Here is an 18,396-nt window from a genome sequence, read left to right as displayed (position 1 = left end):
TCTGCGATCAAGGAGCCCCACCATGAGTTTCATGTTTCGAAGTGTCGCGCGCATCGTTTGCGAGGCAGGTGGCATTGCCAGAGTCGGCCTGCTGATGAAGGAACTTGGTGCCACCCGTGTCACCATCATTTGCGATCCGGGCATTGTCGCCCTTGGTTTTGCCGATCAGGCGCAAAAATCACTGGAATCGGTTGGCATCGCCGTGCGGGTCTTTTCCGACGTTGCCGCCGATCCACCCCAGCATGTCGTCCAACAGGCGATTGACGGCGCCAAGGACTGGAAGGCGGACGGGATTATTGGCCTTGGCGGCGGAAGCTCGCTTGACAGTGCAAAGCTGGTTGCGCTGTTGGCCAATAGCGACCAAACCATCGAAGAAATTTACGGCATAGACAAAGCGACAGGTGATCGCCTGCCGCTGATCCAGATCCCGACCACGGCGGGAACTGGATCAGAAGTGACATGGGTGTCGGTAATTACCGATCCAGATCACCTAAAACAAGTTGTCTATACTCCGCAATTGATGCCCGACATCGCATTGCTTGATGCGGAACTGACCTATGGCTTGCCGCAAAAGGTCACAGCGGCCACAGGCCTTGATGCGATGGTCCATGCGATTGAAGGTTATACCAGCCGGACGCGTAAAAACCCGATTGCCGATGGCATGGCGATCACCGCCCTGTCGCTGCTGGGCAAAAACCTGATGAAGGTGATTGAAAACCCGGGCGATAAGGATGCGCGGTCTGCCATGCTGCAAGGGTCCCTGATTGCCGGGATGGCATTTGCCAATGCGTCGGTTGCCGCCATTCATGGGTTGGCTTATCCGCTTGGTGCACGGTTCCATATCCCGCATGGCCATGCCAATGCGTTGGTGATGGCGCAGGTTCTGCGGTTTAACCTGCCAGCGGCACGCACACTTTATGCGGAGCTGGCCCCGTGCCTGATTGAGGATGCCGATTTCGCATCCGACGATGAGGCTGCCGAGGCCTTTGTCCGCCGGATTGAAGAAATGGTGCCCGCAAGCGGTCTTGAAACCCGGCTACGTGATCTTGGCGTTACCGAAGATTCGCTTCCTGAAATGGCAGAAGAAGTCTTCACCAAGATATACCGCCTAATCGAAAGCAACCCACGCGACATGACCGCCAAGGATATTGAGGCAATCTACCGCGAGGTTTACTAACCAAGACGATCACATAGGACAAACACCCCCAGTACCCTAATCAGATATCGGGGGTGTTTGTTCTGGCTAAAAAAAACGATGAAGCCCAGAAACAGCAAAACCCAACCTTTTCAGGAAAAGCGTGCAGCTCAACCTATCGTTTCCTGGTGCCAGAACACCAGTGTTTTAAAAGTTCCTGACAGAATCGACGTCATGAATAAGTGTTAACCACAGACATCAAAACTAAATCGTCATTGGTCATTTGCCACAACAGTCTGCCGCTGTGTGCCAAGCCCCTCAACAGACAGTTCGACGATATCACCGGCACTCAAAAAGCGCGGCGGCGTCAGGCCCAGACCCACACCTTCTGGCGTTCCCGTCGCGATAATATCGCCCGGCATCAGACGCATAAAGCCAGACATATAGGATATGATTTCAGCCACGGAGAAAATCATGTCGGCGGTTGAGCTATTCTGCACAGTCTCGCCGTTCACAGAAAGGCTCAAGGCCAGATTTTGGGGGTCGCCTGTCTCATCAGGTGTGACCAGCCACGGGCCAAGCGGGCCGAAATTTGGTGCTGATTTTCCTTTGATCCATTGGCCGCCGCGCTCGATCTGATAGGCGCGCTCGCTGACATCGTTGATCGTACAAAAACCGGCGACGTAATCGAGCGCTTCATCTTTGCTGACGTAGCCGCACGGGCGGCCGATGATGATGCCCAGTTCGACTTCCCAGTCGGTTTTCTCAGAGCCGCGCGGCAAAATGATCGGATCGTTTGGCCCGCAAATGCTTGATGTTGATTTTGAAAAAAGAACGGGTTCTTTCGGCTCGGGATTGTTGGTTTCGCGCGCATGGCGGGCGTAATTCAAACCCACCGCATAAAAGTTGCGTGCCGCACCAACGCACGGGCCGATGCGCGTGGCGGCATCAATGATTGGCAAATCGGATAGATCACGCTCCGCCAATGCCGCCAGTTGCTCGCAGGTCACGGTTTCTGGGGTGAAGTCGGCAATCACGGCGGAAAGATCGCGTATGTTGCCTTCAGAATCAAGGCATCCGGGCTTTTCACTTCCGATGGGGCCGTGGCGGAGAAACTTCATACTTCAGTCCTTTCAAAACGTTCTTTTAGGTGCGCGCTCAGGCAGAGCGCAAAATCATGTCGGCGGCTTTTTCCGCGATCATCACCACTGGTGACGCGGTGTTGCCCGATACAATGCGCGGCATGATCGACGCATCAACAATGCGCAGACCGGTGACACCACGCACACGCAATTGCGGGTCAACCACCGCAGCGTCATCAACGCCCATGCGGCAGGTTCCAACGGGATGGAAAATGGTTGTGCCGATATCCCCGGCGGCACGCGCCAGACTGGCATCGTCTGTGATGTCCGCCCCCGGAAGGTTTTCGTGTGGGGCATATTTTTTCAATGCCTGCATGGTCATCAAGTGCCGCGCCTGACGCAGCGCGCAAACCGCAACCTCCACGTCGCGACTAGCACTAAGATAACGCGGTGCAATCTCGGGCTGTGCGGATGGTCCGGTGCTTGATATGTGGGTCGAACCACGGCTTTCGGGGCGCAGGTTGCACACCGACACCGTCACCGCCGGATAGGGATGAAGCGGCTCCCCGAGTTTGTCGGTCAACAGCGGCTGAATGTGATATTCAAGGTCCGGCGTTGCGATTTCGGAACTGCTTTTGGTGAAAATGCCAAACTGGCTCGGTGCCATGGACAATGGGCCCGACCGGTTCCACAAATAACGCGCCCCCATTCCGATTTTTCCCGACCATGAATTGGCCACCTGATTGAGCGTGCGGGCATTTTTAACCCGGAAAATCATCCGCAGCTGTAGATGATCTTGCAGGTTTTCGCCTACATCGGGCATATCGCAATGCACATCAATGCCCGCACTTTTAAGGCGTTCACCCTGCCCGATGCCCGATGCTTCAAGCAGTGCCGGGGAATGGATTGCACCAGCGGCAAGAATGATCTCCGATTTTGCCGTCGCCTGAAAAACAGAACCTTTATGCGTTATTGTCACGGCATTGGCACGGCCATCCTCAAATGTGATCTTTTGAACATGGGCATGGGTTAAAAGGCGCAAATTGGGGCGCTTAAGCGCAGGCTTAAGAAACGCCCGTGCCGCACTCCAGCGACGCCCGCCGTTCTGGTTGACCTCGAAATAACCAGCACCCTCATTATCACCGCCGTTAAAATCATCGGTCGGCGGCACACCCATCTCTTCTGCGGCGCGCTGAAAATCATCGAGCAGATCCCATTTAAGGCGTTGGCGGGCGACTTTCCATTCGCCACCCTTGCCGTGGATTTTGCCATCCCCGCCCGGCCGGTCCTGGGATCGGATAAAATACGGAAGGACATCATCCCAACCCCAACCGCTATTTCCCATCTGTGCCCAGCCGTCATAATCGGCGGCCTGCCCGCGCATGTAAATCATGCCGTTGATTGAGCTGCATCCACCCAGAACCTTGCCGCGCGGATACGCCAGCTGGCGCCCGTTCAAGCCTGCCTCTTTAGTCGTTTTCATCATCCAGTCGGTGCGCGGATTGCCCATGCAGTAAAGATAGCCGACAGGAATGTGGATCCACGGATAATTGTCTTTGCCGCCTGCCTCAATCAGCAGAACACGGTTGGCCGGGTTGTCGCTCAGCCGGTTTGCCAATACGCATCCAGCCGTACCCGCACCAATGATGATATAATCGTACTCGCCGTCTAAAGTGCGTGTCATGTCGGTACCTGGGAATTAGTAAATTGCGATTGCCGGAAACAGGATCAGCAGACCGACGGCCAGGACCTGAAGGCAAATGAACGGCGCAAGCGATCTGAATATCTCGCCAAGCGTGATGTCGGGCGGCGTCACGCTTTTCAGATAAAACGCGGCGGGCCCGAAAGGCGGTGTCAGGAAAGAGACTTGCATGTTCATGGCAAACAGCACGCCGAACCAGACCGGATCATACCCAAGTTCAAGAATGATCGGCACGAAAATGGGCATGGTCAAAAGCGCGATGCCGACCCAGTCAAGAAACATGCCGAGGATGAAAAGAATCAGCATCATGAACAGGATAATGACCATCGGCTCTTCTGAGATGCCGGTAATCAGCTGCGAAATAAAGCGGATGCCGCCCATGAGATTATAAACCCCAACCAGTGCGCTTGCGCCGATGCCGATCCACATGATCATGCCGACTGTTGCCAATGTGTGCAGTGCTGCATCCATCAGCATGCGAAACGAGAATTCCCGACGCAAAATGGTTGAGACAATGACGCCTGCAACGCCGATGGCGGAAGCCTCTGTGACCGATGCGACGCCGCCATAAATGGAGCCGAGCACAGTAAATACCACCAGTAACGGCAGGACGAGGCCCCGCAGCAGCGGCAGGTTATCGCGGAACGCGACACGCTCCACAGGTGCGGGCGGTGCGGCATTCGGGTCAAGATAGGAGCGCAGAAGAATATAGGCGATATAGAGCCCGGCCAGCATGAAACCCGGCAGGAAGGCTGCGGTAAAAAGATCGCCGACCGAGATATTGGCGGTCAGGCCGTAAATGATCAGGACGATCGATGGCGGCACCATTGTGCCCAGCGAGCCGCCGGCGCACACAACGCCGATTGCCAGGCGCCGATTGTAGCCAAGGCGTAGCATCTGTGGCAGGGCGACAAGGCCGAGTAGTACAATTTCACCGCCGATAATGCCGCTCATCGCCGCAAGAATGACGGCCACGAAAATCGTCTGGACGGCGACACCGCCACGAAGGCGGCCGCCGACGAGTTTCATCGCGTCAAACAGGTCGCGCGCAATGCCCGAACGATCGAGGATTGCCGCCATCAGCACGAACATCGGCACCGAGACAAACACAAAGGATGACACGAAACTGTAAACGCGGCTGGTGATCAAAGGCACCGAGCTTGGGCCGAACCAGCCCACCGCGAAAATCAGCGCGACAAGCAGGGTCACCATTGCAAGCGGCGTTCCCGTTAACAACAGCGCGACCAGAACGGCGAACATCAGCAATGTTCCCCAACCGATCCCCAGTGCCTTGAGGTTCAGTCCAAGATCAAGAAGGTCAAACATCGTCATGCCCTTTTGGCGCTTTGGTGCCGCGTGCGTAATTGAACGTCAGGATGAGGAACTGGATGCTCATGGTAACGAGTACGCACAGCAGGAATATTTTCAAAACTGCGGGAGCGGGCGAGTTCCAGGCGCTTCCGCTGGTTTCCAGAGCGAAGCTGCCGTCTGGGCGGAACATTGCCTTTTTAACCATAAGCCACGAAGCCCATGCGAAAAACAGGCTGGCCCCCAGACAAGCGATTGAAATGACCACATCGAGCACATTGCGTGCAGACGACCTGACAACATCATAAATCAGGACAACGCGGATATGCGTGTTGCGTGCAACACAGTAAAGACCGCCGAAGATAAAGGTGACGGCACTTAAAAATATGGTTGTCTCATGCGCCCACATCGTCGGCCGATTGAACACATAGCGCAGGAAAACCTCCGTTACGAGGATCGCCATCGCCGCGAGGATACAGACCGCAAATGCACGCGCGGCGACTGTTATGGCGCGTCCAAGCCAACCGGCCTGCGGAAGAGCTTCGCTTTGAGGCGCGCCGGTTTGCGGCACATCGGGTGCGGTGGGTTTATGATCGGAGGGCGCGGACATGGCTGGCCAATCGTTTCAAGCAGAATGATGATCGGAAAAATATCCGGGCGCGATCAACGCGCCCGGAAACATGGTGTCAGTCCAACAGACCTTGCGATTCCAGATATTCGGTCAGCAAGTCATAGACCTTCTGCGCATTTTCAGACTGCGCAGCGACCTTTGACCACTGGTCCATTGCAATCGTGCGGAATTTTGCACGTTCTTCGGCCGACCAGTTGTGAACGGTGATGGACGGATCTGCTTTTGCTTCCGCCACAGCTTTCAGGTCATTCATCGACAGTTGGGCAACGGCATCCTGTGCAAAGTCACGCACGGAAACCGTCATGATTTCCTGCAGGTCTTCGGGCATCGAATTCCATTTCTCAAGGTTCATCGATACTTCGACCAGCGGCATGGAATGGAAGCCCGGATAGACAGGGTGGACGGCAACTTTATGCAGGCCCTGCTGGTGGTTGGTTGAAAACACCGTGGAATCAGCCGCATCAATCACGCCCTTGTCGAGCGAGGTATAAACCTCCGAATAGGGCAGGTTCACGGGAACCGCACCCGCAGCGGCAAAGACTTCCTGAATGAGCCCTTCGGGCGCACGCACTTTCAGGCCTTTAAGATCGGCAACCCCGTCAAGCGGGCGGTCAGACACAAAGCCCTCAAGGCCGGTTGTCGTCGCGCCGACAAAACGCAGGCCGTACGGCTCTTCAAGTTCATTCATCAACTCATAGCCGCCGCCGTAATTGATGAAACGGAACATTTCATCAGGCGACGCCCATGCGCCAATCGGATTGGCGACAAGGCCAAACGCCGGGTCCTTGCCGGAAAAATAGCTGACATCGGTGATGTGGCCATCGAGAATACCGGAGCCGACAGCTTCCTGTGTCTCGCTGTAATTAACAACCGCGCCAACCGGCAGAAGTTCGATGGCAATACGCCCGCCCGACATTTTATTAACGCGTTCGGTCCACTCTTTTTGAATGGCGAAGTTGGGGTTTCCGGCCGGATCAACCGACTGGAATGTAAGATCAAATTCCTGTGCTGCGGCCGTGGTGCCGCTCATCAGAAGTGCTGCAAACGCAACGCCGAGATATGTTTTTTTCATAATGTTTTCCTCCCTGATTAAAGCATGTTTTAGCGATCCCATGCCTTTGGACCATTTCGCAAGTCAGTTCGTAAGTCAGACTGTCTGCCTGCACCAAGATTAGCTAGCTTGGCTCAAACGGGTTTGCGCCGGTGCGTTAACCAGATTACGCAGCGTACCGTCGCGCAGATATTGCATCGCGGTTTCAACCGAGAGGCGGCGCGCGTCCGCCACACTTTCAGGACTCGACCATGCCGCATGCGGTGTCAAAAACAATCGCTCGCCGACAATCGGATCCTTGCCATTGGCATAGGCCAGCGCGATTGCATCTTCGGGTGCGGGCGGTTCGATCGGCAGCACATCAATACCCGCACCGGCAATCGTGCCGTTTCGCAAGGCATCAAGCAGTGCGTCAATGTCGATAATTGCGCCGCGTGCGGTGTTGATCAGTATTGCATGGGGCTGCATCGCGGCCAGCCTTTCCGCGTTGATCATCTTGTGGCTTTCAGCAGTCAGCGGGCAGTGCAGGCTGACAACGTCACTTTGCGCCAGAAGATCCTCAAGCCGATCACAGCGGTCAACACCGGCGGCAATTTCAGTGCCTCTCGATACGAGCGGATCATACGCCAGAACGCGCATGCCGAACGCCTTTGCCCGAAGGGCCGTGGCAATGCCAATGCGGCCAAGACCGACAACGCCGAATGTTTTGCCGCGAAGTCGTGCCAGCAGCGGGGCACGGGCATGGTCAAATCCGCCCCGTGGCGAGTCCATCAGGTTTCTGTGGTACGAACCGATACCACGGCGCATCGTCAGCATCAGCGCGATGGCATGATCGGCAACCTCGCTTGTGCCGTAGTCCGGCGTGTTGCACACCGGGATGCCCGCTTCGGCCGCTGCATCCAGATCAATATGGTCAAATCCGACACCGGCGCGCACGATGATCCGGCACCGGTCAAGCTTTGCAATCACCTCGCGGGTCACCGGCATTTCATGCCACACCACCATCGCATCGCATGTGCCCAGCACATCGGTTGGAATATTTTCCGGCAAACGTTCCCGGAAAATATTCCAGTCAACCTGATCGCCGGCCGTGCGGCGCTCAATCTGCGCGTCGTCTGGATACTGGGCATCGGGTGTGAGTAGGCGGAAGCGTGACATAAGGACCTCTTCGGGGTTCATCGGCATCAGGTATCATCAAATCGTTATTCTAGAATTCTAGAATTTTAATGACTTGTCAACTGTGATTCTTTGGTGTTTGATAGCTGAGCAAAATCAGGGGATTGATGGCAATTGTTGCCCTCACGGAACTGATCTGAAAATGCGAAGGAGAGTGCTGTGTCGCTCACTCAAGAGGCTTGTGAACGACTTCGCGGTGCGATCGTGTCGGGCAAGCTTGAATTTGGCGAGCGGCTGTCCGAGGAGCAGATTGCCCGTGCGCTGGGCATGAGCAAAGCACCCGTGCGCGCGGCGTTCACAGATCTGCGCGATATGGGGCTGGTCAGCATTGTGCCGCAGGCCGGGACGTATGTTTTTACACCCACGCCGCAGGACGTCAAAGAGATGAGCCATTTTCGCGCGATGCTTGAGCGCGAGGCACTCGGCAGCGCGCTGGTGCGTGACCCGGATGGTCTTGTGCAAGGGCTATCAGCGGCGATCGCGCAAATGCAGCACGCGATTGATGTTCAGGAATTCACGCTCTACAGCCGTGCAGACAGTGCATATCACCGTGTGATTCTGCGTCATGCCGGCAACCGCTATCTGGAAAAAGCCTATGATCTGACGGCTACGGCGCTGGAAGCTCTGCGCGCTCATTTGCAATCGGGTGCAGGGGATTTCTGGCAGCGCTCCTTTGCCGAACACACGCAGATGCGCGACTTGATGGCGAAACACCAGTTTGATGACGCGCAGGCCTTGCTCGAAGAGCACATTCTGGTGATCAACCGGTCGATTTCACTGCCGTCTGCGAACATCAACCAGCGTACTAAAAGCCGCCGACGCTCTGATGAAGAGTATGCAATGTTGCTGTCGTAATCACTTTTATCGCGCTCGTGGGATATCTGGATACTAGCAGCCACATACGGTGCGCGTTGCTACCAGTGGCTTGCGTAAAAACGGCTTTGAGATTTCGCGCGCAAAGGTAAAGAAAACCGTGAGGCGGCCTATGCGATAGCCAGTGACAATGGCTGCGGGCCCCTGCCATACATGCGGAAAAGGCCAGCACCACAGCGCAAGCACCGAACCGTCGATGTCACATCAAGTACCGGGACTAAACACCTGAAATATCGGCGTCGTACTTCATTAAGAAGTTTGCGGTATTTAAGGCCTTAAAGCCATCTCTGAGAAGGCGCTCCAAACAAAAATACGGAATGGCCCAATTTTCCCATACGGAATGAGCATATCTGGCGCGATTATTAAATTGCTGAAAGCAAGGGAAAGTGTGATGGTGCCCCCGGGGAGAATCGAACTCCCACTCTCAAAGAGAAACAGATTTTGAGTCTGCCGCGTCTACCAATTCCGCCACAGGGGCAGGCTATATGGGTGCGTGCTGCACCCCCATCAACGGGCGGGATAATAGCTGTAATTTTCGTGGGGTCAATGGGGGTTTATGCAAAAATGCAAGGATCCGGCCCACAATGAACTGCAGCGTTGCGATTAGGGGCAAAATACGCTTTGATCGGCGCGTATTTGGCGGGTAAGAACCCGACACATGTCAAATTTCGATCAACTCATAAAATAACACTTAGATTAGAAGGCGCACCCGCCGTGCTTCGCAGCCTGTATGACTGGACCATGAATCTTGCCGCCCACCGCCACGCGGGATTGGCACTGTTTTTCATTGCTGCGATTGAAAGCTCGGTCTTTCCGATCCCACCCGATATTCTTTTGATCCCCATGATCATTGCCGCACCGACCAAGGCATGGCGTTATGCGCTGATCTGTCTTGTGGGGTCGGTTCTTGGCGGGATAGTTGGTTATGGCATCGGGTATTTCCTGTTTGAAGCCGTCGGCCAGCCCGTTCTTCAGCTTTATGGTTATGCCGCAAAGTTTGATCAATTCCGCGATTACTATAATGAATGGGGTGCCTGGGCGGTGTTTATCGCCGGTGTGACGCCGTTCCCCTATAAAGTCATCACGATCCTGTCAGGGGTTACGGCCCTTGATCCTGTTGTGTTTACCGTTGCCTCGATCTTTGCGCGTGGATTGCGGTTCTTTGTCATTGCCGCCCTGATTTGGAAGTTCGGTCCGGCAATTCGCGACTTTATCGAACGGCGATTGGGCCTCCTTTTCACCATATTTGTTGTGGTTCTTATTGGTGGCTTTGCCGCGATCAAACTTGTGCCGCATGGCTAAGGCCGTCCCCGCCCAAAACAGCATCCACGCAATACGGACCTCTTGATAATGAAACAGTACCGCACCCGCACAATGTCAGCCTTTCCACCGGTCGCACTTTTGCTGGTATCGGTTGGCAGCCTTGGCTTTGCCTTTTACGCGCAATATGTCCAGAAGCTTCTGCCGTGCGTTTTGTGCCTGTATCAACGCATGCCATTTTATGGTGTCGCGGGACTTTCGGTTATTGCGTTATTGCTGCTGCGCTTTCCAGCTGCCGCACGGTTTGTTATTTATCTGTGTGGCATTACATTTGCGGCCGGCACCGCAATTGCGTTTTATCACGTCGGCGTACAAGAGCTTTGGTGGCAGGGTCCAGCCATGTGCGGCGGCGTTGAAAGTGGTGCCAGTTCAGTTGCCGACCTTAAGGCGCAACTCATGGCGCAGCCGATTATCCGCTGTGACAAGATCGACTGGAAACTGTTTGGTATCACCATGCCAACGGTCAATTTGTTCTTTTCTGCGGCATTGACGGTCTTTTGCCTGATCGCACCGTCACGCTGGATGAAGAAATAAACCATACAAAATCACACCTTTGATGTGATAGCGGTTTACGCACAGTCAAAACCCGCCTGACACCTCAGGCGGGTTTTTTCACAACACGACACACCTAAAAAGCGAACAATACCGCGCAAAATGAACAAATACTCGATTGATAATGCGAATTGTTATTGTTTGCAGGATATTCCCGGTTATATTCAGTCAGCGATTCTTGGCGGTTTCGCACAACATTGTTTTACACCACACGGACCTGAGCTAAATTGCGCGACAGCACGTTCCATCCACACATGACCAGTCAGATCGAAGGTATTTCCCTTCGTGATGATCTGCGTTTCCGTCGCTGGAATGCAGCCATTACCGATCTATGGCATGTCGAATGTGAACAGGAAGCTGGCGGGACATACGTTTCGCAAGCCCCGCGTCTGGTTGCCTTTCTTGACTGTGTTGGCGACGCCCGTGTTCAGGTCAAGGCTGCGGGTGATGAACTTCGTCAGGATCAGCATGGGCAGGGGTGTCTGTCTTACATTCCAGCGGGCATGGAAGTTTCTTCTGAAATTCTCGGAAAATGCCGGCTGCGTCATCTTGATATCCATCTTGATGTCAACGCGATTGAAACCAGTCTTGGCACAACGGTTGATCGTACTGCACTGGAAACCCCGCGCATCGGGTTTTGCGACCCGCGTATCAATGCATTGGTCCGGCTGATTGCCGATGATCTTGAAAACGGCATATCCGGGCCGCAGATTTACGGCGACGGGCTTGTAACCGCCCTGACCGCTGCCTTGCTTGAACCGCGCAAGCCCGAGACCTTACCGCGCAAACGCGGCAAACTTGCCCCGCATCACTTGCGCAAATCGGTTGCCTATATTGAACAAAATTGCGGTCGCACCATCCGTCTGGATGAACTTGCCCAGCTGACCAGGCTTTCCCAGTCCTATTTTTGCTCGGCATTTCGCGCCTCAACCGGCATGCCACCACAGCAATGGCAGATGAAGGCACGGGTCGAACGTGCCATGGACCTTCTAAGCCAGAGTAGCACATCGCTTGCCAATGTTGCCGCCAGCGTCGGCTTTGCTGACCAAGCCCACCTCACCCGTGTTTTCCGCCGAATCGTCGGAACCACCCCCGGTGCATGGCGCAAAGAAACCGCCGCCTGAAATTAAACCAAAATTCGTTCAATACACCCAAATCCAGTTCAATATTCACACCCCTCTGACGTGATACCGAAAGGCCATCATGGAAGATGACCCGCAGGTTCCCGCCAAGCTGGTCGTCGTAAAAGACAACCGACACAGGGAATTGCCAAATGCGTTTTACACGACAGAAACTGTCTTCGACCCTAATGCTCGGCACTGCAGTCGCGCTTATTTTTGCCGCCCCGAATTATGCACTGGCGCAGTCCGCAGATGACGCGACAGCAAGCGACGGCGAAACCACCGAAGCACTCATCATCGAAGGCGAAGCCGTGCTCGAGGCCGGCGATCCAACCCCGCCGGTCTATGCCGGTGGACAGGTTGCCACAGGTACCCGACTTGGCGCCTTTGGCAACAAGGACATCATGGATACACCGATTGCTGCAACCGGCTATACCAGCGAGTTGATCAAGAACCAGCAGGCGCGCGATATCTCCGATGTCATGGATAACGACCCGTCGGTCGTCAACACCAACGGATTTGGCACCTTTGCCAACCGTTTCACCATTCGTGGCTTTGATCTGACGGCTGATGATGTCTCTATTGACGGACTTTACGGCACGGCACCGCGCCAATCGGTCGCGCTTGAAATGTTTGATCGTATTGAAGTCATCAAAGGGGCATCAGGCTTTTTGAATGGCATGGCACCGTCTTCTGGTGGTTTGGGGGGCAACATCAACCTTGTTCCCAAACGCGCCGGTGATGATCCGGTAACCAGCTTCACCGGAAGCTATGGTGCAACCAGTGAATTTGGCGGTCATTTTGATTTTGGCCGTCGCTTTGGCGCTGATGATCAGTTTGGCGTGCGCACCAACATCATGCACCGGGCCGGTGAATCCTCCATCGAGGATGAAGATCGCGAAACATCGCTTGGCTCAGTCGCCCTAGATTTTCGCGGTGACGACACCCGGATCACATTTGATGCTGCGATTAACAAACTACACGTTGAAGAAGGTCGCCCGACCGTCAGGGCAAACAATCTGACATCGATTATCGATGCACCGTCCGGTTCGCACAACTTCGCCGTGGATGGCTCATTTAGTGATCTTGAGGACAAGTTCGCCCAGTTGCGCTTTGAGTATGATGCAACCGACAGCTCGATGCTTTACACCGCAATTGGCGCACACAATACCGACGAGGACAGTGACTATTCTTCGGTCACCTTGACCGGACTTGATGGTTCCGGCAACTTTGGAAGCTTTGCATCTGTTTATCAACGAGATGACTTCACTGGCGTTGCAGGTATCCGTCAGGAATTTGAAACAGGCTCGGTCAAGCACGAAATCAATGCCGGAACCACAGCCATGTGGCAGGAAGTCCGGACGAGCTGGAATTTCGGCACCGCGGTTGCTGGCAACATCTATAATAGCGGTCCATCAACAGTCGTCTTTGGCGATGCCGGAGACGCAAAAGTCAGTTCACACAACATACTGACCAGCTATTTCCTGTCTGATACCCTAAGCTTTATGGATGACAGCATCCACCTGACCGGTGGTGTGCGCCGTCAGAATGTCAAATCGCGCGGTTATGACAGCTCAACCGGCGCGAAGAACTCCAACTATGACTCGTCGGCCAACTCACCGATGGCGGGCATTGTTGGCAATGTCACGGATCAGATTTCCTTGTATGCTAACTACATTGAAGGCCTATCGGCAGGCAAGACCGTTACTGAAGCAGCAGCCACCAACCGCGGCGAAACTCTTGCCCCTTACAAGACTGAACAGATGGAAATTGGTGCAAAGTTCGACTTCGGCACCTTTGGCGGCGGCATTGCCCTGTTCCAGGCTGAAAAGCCGTCGGCCTTCCTGAACTCCAGCGACGTCTATACCACTGACGGGGAACAGCGTAACCGTGGTCTTGAGCTGACGGCCTTTGGTGAACCGATAGTTGGTACGCGGATCTTAGGTGGTATCACCTTTATCGACGCCGAACTGACCAAAACCGAGGACGGCACCAATAACGGCAATACGGCACCTGGTGTTCCGGAGTATCAAGTAACCCTTGGTGCGGAATATAACCTACCCTTCCTTGATGGTGCAACGGTGGGTGGTCGTCTGATCCATACCGCCTCGCAATACGTCAATTCCGGCAACACGGTGGAAATCCCGTCCTGGACGCGGTTTGATATGAGCGCACGCTATGTGACCGAACTTTATGACTACCCGGTTACGTTCCGAGCCAATATCGAAAACCTGACTGATAATGACTATTGGGAAACCGCCAGTACGGAAACCTCTTATATGACCGTGGGCAAGCCACTTACCGCGACTTTCTCGCTGACGGCGGATTTCTAATCAGTTGAAGTTTTCGAACCGAGAAGACTAAAAAGCAAAAAGCCGACGGAACTCTCCGCCGGCTTTTTGCTTGTGTTGGCAATGCGATCAGAAATCGTATTCCAGTTCGGTATCCCAGTATAAAAAATCCCGCCAACTTTCATGAAGATAGTTTGGCGGGAAACGGCGTCCTGTATGCTGGAGTTCGTGCATCGTGGGCTGTCCCGGCGTCCTGCGCAGTCGCAGGCCTGCCTCGCGCACCGATCGGCTGCCTTTAAACAGGTTACATGTCGAACAGGCCGTGACGATGTTTTCCCAGTTGGTACGTCCCCCACGTGACCGCGGAATGACATGATCAAATGTCAGCTCATTGGTCGGCAGACGATCGTTGCAGTACTGACAGGAAAACTGATCACGTAAGAACACGTTAAATCGTGTGAAGGCCGGACTGCTTTTAAGCGGAACATATTCCTTGAGCGAGATAACGCTGGGAAGCTTCATTGTGAAGGATGGCGAATGAACTTCGCGATCATATTCCGAGAGAACATTAACGCGATCAAGAAAGACCGCCTTGAGCGTATCCTGCCAGGACCATAGAGACAGCGGGAAGTAACTCAACGGCCGGAAATCGGCGTTAAGAACTAGTGCAGGACACACATTGGGCGATAAATGCATACCATTCGCTCCACCGTGTTTACCGAGTCGCTTCCTTTATTTAGCAGGTTCGGGAATCTTGGAAGATGAAGATATCGTGACGTTCCACAACCTAGCGCGACGCGGCCACATAAACCACTGATAGAGCAAAGTATAAACCAATTTTACAAAAGCGCAAAGACCGTGTTCCGCCGAGTCGCGTTTACGTGTTCGCACACCGGCTCAAGCCAAGAAAAGCCAGACGACAGCACGGATATCGCAGCCACAAAAAAAGCCGCCCATCCATGATGGTGCAGCAATTCATGCAGCTTAAACCCAAGCCAGATATATTCAGAAAAAACGAAGGGCCCGCCAGAAGCGAGCCCTCGTAAAATCTATGCGTAAAGCAGAAGCCTGATTAGGCAGCTTTTGCTTCAACAGCTTTGGCAACCTGGCGTTTGATTTTCACCAAATCAGCCGGAAGCTTTGCATTTGCAGTGCTGAGCAAAAACGCATCCAGACCACCACGTTTTTCGATGGTGCGGACAGCATTGGTGGTCAGACGCATACGCACCGAACGACCGAGCGACTCGCTAAGCAGCGAAGTCGGCTGCAGGTTCGGGAGGAAACGACGTTTGGTACGATTGTGGGCGTGGCTCACATTCATGCCGACCAAAACGCCTTTGCCGGATACCGGGCAGCGACGTGCCATGACCTGATCTCCTGGTCTATAAATTCGCAAAAGGACGCTTGGCCTGAACACGCAGGCCCGCGCTTGGAGCCGGGTTATTACCGCCTCTGACCAATGCCGTCAAGCCTTCATCAACGCAATTACGCGACAAAAACGCCGATCTGGTGTGTTTTGCCACCAATTTTGGGTATGGGCCGTATTTTCCCCAACTCAACCGCAAGGAATCAGCCTCTTTTCAAACCAGCGCGACAATATCACAGCCATGTTTTTAGGGGAAATCGACCGAATTGGATGCCCGCACATACCGATTCTCCCGCCCGAAAGCATATATATAAAGTCGGACATCGCAGGTCGCCGGGGCCCGACTGGAAATTGACACGGATCAAAGTAACGACGTGCATGTGCTGATAGCTTTATCCTCACAGAATTCAAGATTATCTTTCAAAGCAAGGTGCGAAATGAAAACAGATAGCAATGTGTCCCTTCCCCTTTTGGGAATTCTGCTGGTCGCGGTTATCGGGCTGGTCTTGTATCTGGTTGGCTTTGTTCTGGCCCATTTCGGCATACCGATCGCATCGGCCTGGATTTATGTCGCACTGGCACTCGTGCCCGTTGTCTTTGTCGTCCTGTTTGATTTCAGCCGCTAGCACCGCGCACTTAGCGCACGACACAAAAACGGCCTGCCATAAATCATGGCAGGCCGTTTTGCGTTCTACAGACGCCTTAGAGTCAGAACCTAGACTGATGACTTCTTAGCTTGCCAGTGCGGATCTAAACAAGGGCCCTTGGCTGGGCGAGCGAAGAAATACCCCTGATAGGCATCAACACCCATGCTGGCCAGTTCTGCGCGCTGCTGATCGGTTTCGACACCCTCGGCAATGACGTTAAGACCAAACCGATGCGCAATCAGAATAGCGCCTTCAATCACCACGCGGGCATTTTCATCCATTTTTAGAACAAAGGACTTATCAATCTTGACCGCATCGACCCGGATTTGATGCAACCGCGACAAGGAGGAATACCCCGTTCCGAAATCGTCAATGTGAACTTCAATACCCATGTCATGAAGAACCGATAAAACATCGGCAATCAGCATGATCTGACGTTGGTCAAAAATGGATTCCGTGACTTCAAGAATCAAACGGTTTGCCGGAAGTCCTGTTTCACGCAGGATACCTTCGACCATCCGTGCAAAGTTTGGCACAACGATCTGACGTATGGAGACGTTGACCGCCACCTTGGTTGTCGGTGAAATGTCCTGCCAGCTGTTAAGCGTCGCACAGGCTTCCCGCAACACCCACTCACCGATCCCGACGATCTGAGCCGATTCTTCGGCAATTGGAATAAACTCATCCGGCGTGATGGTCCCAAGCTCAGCACTGTTCCAACGAAGCAGCACCTCATACGAGGTGATGGCGCCGTCCTTCGCCCTGACCACGGGTTGATATGCAAGATAGAACTCATTTCCCTGCACAGCCCGACGGAGCGCCTGATTGATGCTCAAACGCCGTTCCTGTTCAAGCAGAAGCGTACTGTCATAGTTATGGACGTTGCCGCGGCCTTCGCGCTTGACCTCGGCAGCAGCCAGATCAGCCCAGTGGATCAACTCGGAAATGCCCGGATTATGGCCGGAGGCAAAGGCAACACCGGTGCTAAAACCAACATGCAGGGTATGACCGGAAATATTGATAGGTTGATTGACCGAGTCACGGGTCTTTTTGATGGTTGCCATAACCAGCGAGTGAAGATCATCAATCGGGGCCGCCAGCACCATCAGGAATTCATCCCCACCCCAACGGCCAACCGCATGTTGTGGCCCACCAAACTGACGCAACCGCGCACCAACGACGCGAAGCACTTCATCGCCGATTGCGTGGCTTAGCCCGTCATTGATTTGTTTGAAATGATCAAGGTCAATAAACAGAACGGCAAAATCAAGATCCCCTCCCCGGCCACAGACCTCGTCAAACCATTCGACAATTCCGTCACGATTCAAAAGCCCCGTTAACGTATCGTGGACCACCAGATTGCGGAGTTCCTCCGTACGCTGTGCCACACGGGCCTCAAGCTTGGCATTCCAGTCTTCGGTAATGCGGTTCTTGTGCCGTAAATCTTCGACCAGCCCCTCGTTGCGGTGATGGAGGATCAGGGACCGAAACAGAACGACATGGTTGTTACGATGGGTAAACAGCATGACGAACAGGAATATGATCGCCAAAATGGCCAAAATGTAATTGAGCCCCGACATCGCGAGCAAAAGAATGGCTGGAGGGAGCAACAAAATGACCAGATATACCCGTCCGACAATGAAAATCGGCGCAAGTATGCCGGTGGCACCACCCGCAAGACCGGAAAAAATAATCAGAGTCAAAAACTGGCTTTCGCTGCGTACATTGGGGATTTGCAGAACCCCAATCACCGCCCACAGCACAACAGCAATCAACACACCGGCAACATATTCTTGATACCAGTGTCTATAATCCCGATCATCAAGTTCAGGCGTTTTCTGACGTACCTTATAGTACCGGAAACCTGACCATAAACGCACAAGACACACGGCCAGAACGGCGGCGAACCAGAGCAAGGTGTTAAGAACAACTTCGCCCTGCACCCAGAACATCACCAAGAGCCCTGCCCCTGCGGCAAGGTTGACCAGAATGTTCGCCCAGCTATTGCGATATGCAAGATCAAGCTGATCCCGGCGCACCTTGCCGATCAGATCTTTATCTGCTTCGTGACCGACATCCGGATCGACAAAGCGCTTTGCGAACCTTTTGACCAAACTGGTGGCTTTTTGATCCATCAGTAC

The 18,396-nt window shown here is 53.9% G+C and carries 16 protein-coding genes and 1 tRNA gene; 7 read left to right on the top strand and 10 right to left on the bottom strand.

Annotation, left to right across the window (positions count from 1 at the left end; genetic code table 11):
* Window positions 1–22: 22 nt before the first annotated feature.
* Window positions 23–1,177 carry an iron-containing alcohol dehydrogenase gene (locus tag AC0VXT_RS02420; RefSeq protein ID WP_475547352.1) on the top strand — a complete coding sequence of 385 codons (1,155 nt, stop codon included), beginning with the start codon at window positions 23–25 and terminating at the stop codon, window positions 1,175–1,177.
* 230 nt (window positions 1,178–1,407) lie between these two features.
* Here the strand turns inward: AC0VXT_RS02420 and AC0VXT_RS02415 are convergent, their stop codons facing one another.
* The 6 genes from AC0VXT_RS02415 to AC0VXT_RS02390 form a co-directional block, all read right to left on the bottom strand.
* On the bottom strand, window positions 1,408–2,256 hold the full coding sequence (locus AC0VXT_RS02415) for a fumarylacetoacetate hydrolase family protein (protein ID WP_475547351.1): 849 nt from the start codon (window positions 2,254–2,256) through the stop codon (window positions 1,408–1,410).
* A 37-nt stretch (window positions 2,257–2,293) separates the two neighbouring features.
* Window positions 2,294–3,901, bottom strand: a complete 1,608-nt coding sequence (locus AC0VXT_RS02410) for a GMC family oxidoreductase (protein WP_475547350.1) — start codon at window positions 3,899–3,901, stop codon at window positions 2,294–2,296.
* Window positions 3,902–3,916: 15 nt separating this feature from the next.
* Window positions 3,917–5,245: a TRAP transporter large permease gene (locus AC0VXT_RS02405; RefSeq protein WP_475547349.1), complete on the bottom strand. Its 1,329-nt coding sequence runs from the start codon at window positions 5,243–5,245 to the stop codon at window positions 3,917–3,919.
* The gene (locus AC0VXT_RS02400) at window positions 5,238–5,798 is read right to left on the bottom strand and encodes a TRAP transporter small permease subunit (RefSeq protein WP_475547348.1); all 561 of its coding nucleotides are present in this window, start codon (window positions 5,796–5,798) and stop codon (window positions 5,238–5,240) included. Before AC0VXT_RS02400 ends, AC0VXT_RS02405 begins: the two co-directional genes overlap by 8 nt.
* 115 nt (window positions 5,799–5,913) lie before the next feature.
* Window positions 5,914–6,930: a TRAP transporter substrate-binding protein gene (locus AC0VXT_RS02395; protein WP_475547347.1), complete on the bottom strand. Its 1,017-nt coding sequence runs from the start codon at window positions 6,928–6,930 to the stop codon at window positions 5,914–5,916.
* Between the two features lie 99 nt (window positions 6,931–7,029).
* Entirely contained in the window at window positions 7,030–8,067 is a 1,038-nt protein-coding gene (locus AC0VXT_RS02390; protein ID WP_475547346.1) for a C-terminal binding protein, read from the bottom strand.
* A 177-nt stretch (window positions 8,068–8,244) separates the two neighbouring features.
* Here AC0VXT_RS02390 and AC0VXT_RS02385 point away from each other — a divergent pair, with 177 nt between their 5' ends.
* Window positions 8,245–8,940 carry a GntR family transcriptional regulator gene (locus tag AC0VXT_RS02385; RefSeq protein WP_475547345.1) on the top strand — a complete coding sequence of 232 codons (696 nt, stop codon included), beginning with the start codon at window positions 8,245–8,247 and terminating at the stop codon, window positions 8,938–8,940.
* A 410-nt stretch (window positions 8,941–9,350) separates the two neighbouring features.
* On the opposite strand, the gene AC0VXT_RS02380 is transcribed toward AC0VXT_RS02385, so the two are convergent.
* Window positions 9,351–9,436, bottom strand: a tRNA-Leu gene (locus AC0VXT_RS02380).
* 236 nt (window positions 9,437–9,672) lie between these two features.
* On the opposite strand from AC0VXT_RS02380, the gene AC0VXT_RS02375 reads away from it, so the two are divergent.
* From AC0VXT_RS02375 to AC0VXT_RS02360, 4 genes are all read left to right on the top strand, one after another.
* Window positions 9,673–10,260: a YqaA family protein gene (locus AC0VXT_RS02375; protein WP_475547344.1), complete on the top strand. Its 588-nt coding sequence runs from the start codon at window positions 9,673–9,675 to the stop codon at window positions 10,258–10,260.
* Between the two features lie 48 nt (window positions 10,261–10,308).
* Window positions 10,309–10,812 carry a disulfide bond formation protein B gene (locus AC0VXT_RS02370; RefSeq protein ID WP_475547343.1) on the top strand — a complete coding sequence of 168 codons (504 nt, stop codon included), beginning with the start codon at window positions 10,309–10,311 and terminating at the stop codon, window positions 10,810–10,812.
* Between the two features lie 272 nt (window positions 10,813–11,084).
* Window positions 11,085–11,954: a helix-turn-helix domain-containing protein gene (locus tag AC0VXT_RS02365; protein ID WP_475547342.1), complete on the top strand. Its 870-nt coding sequence runs from the start codon at window positions 11,085–11,087 to the stop codon at window positions 11,952–11,954.
* Between the two features lie 149 nt (window positions 11,955–12,103).
* Window positions 12,104–14,284 carry a TonB-dependent receptor gene (locus tag AC0VXT_RS02360; protein ID WP_475547341.1) on the top strand — a complete coding sequence of 727 codons (2,181 nt, stop codon included), beginning with the start codon at window positions 12,104–12,106 and terminating at the stop codon, window positions 14,282–14,284.
* A gap of 87 nt (window positions 14,285–14,371) precedes the next feature.
* Here the strand turns inward: AC0VXT_RS02360 and AC0VXT_RS02355 are convergent, their stop codons facing one another.
* Window positions 14,372–14,938, bottom strand: coding sequence for an HNH endonuclease (locus tag AC0VXT_RS02355; RefSeq protein WP_102784332.1), 567 nt, complete (start codon window positions 14,936–14,938; stop codon window positions 14,372–14,374).
* A 376-nt stretch (window positions 14,939–15,314) separates the two neighbouring features.
* Window positions 15,315–15,608: a 50S ribosomal protein L28 gene (rpmB, locus tag AC0VXT_RS02350; RefSeq protein WP_022731553.1), complete on the bottom strand. Its 294-nt coding sequence runs from the start codon at window positions 15,606–15,608 to the stop codon at window positions 15,315–15,317.
* Between the two features lie 437 nt (window positions 15,609–16,045).
* On the opposite strand from rpmB, the gene AC0VXT_RS02345 reads away from it, so the two are divergent.
* Complete coding sequence (locus tag AC0VXT_RS02345) at window positions 16,046–16,234, top strand: hypothetical protein (RefSeq protein ID WP_101302953.1); 189 nt, start codon at window positions 16,046–16,048, stop codon at window positions 16,232–16,234.
* An 89-nt stretch (window positions 16,235–16,323) separates the two neighbouring features.
* Here the strand turns inward: AC0VXT_RS02345 and AC0VXT_RS02340 are convergent, their stop codons facing one another.
* A complete protein-coding gene (locus AC0VXT_RS02340; protein WP_475547340.1) occupies window positions 16,324–18,390 on the bottom strand; it encodes a putative bifunctional diguanylate cyclase/phosphodiesterase in 2,067 nt (688 codons plus the stop codon).
* Window positions 18,391–18,396: the final 6 nt, after the last annotated feature.

This window comes from Thalassospira sp. Z349TD_5, from assembly GCF_056173045.1.
This window is presented reverse-complemented; position numbering and strand designations above follow the sequence as displayed.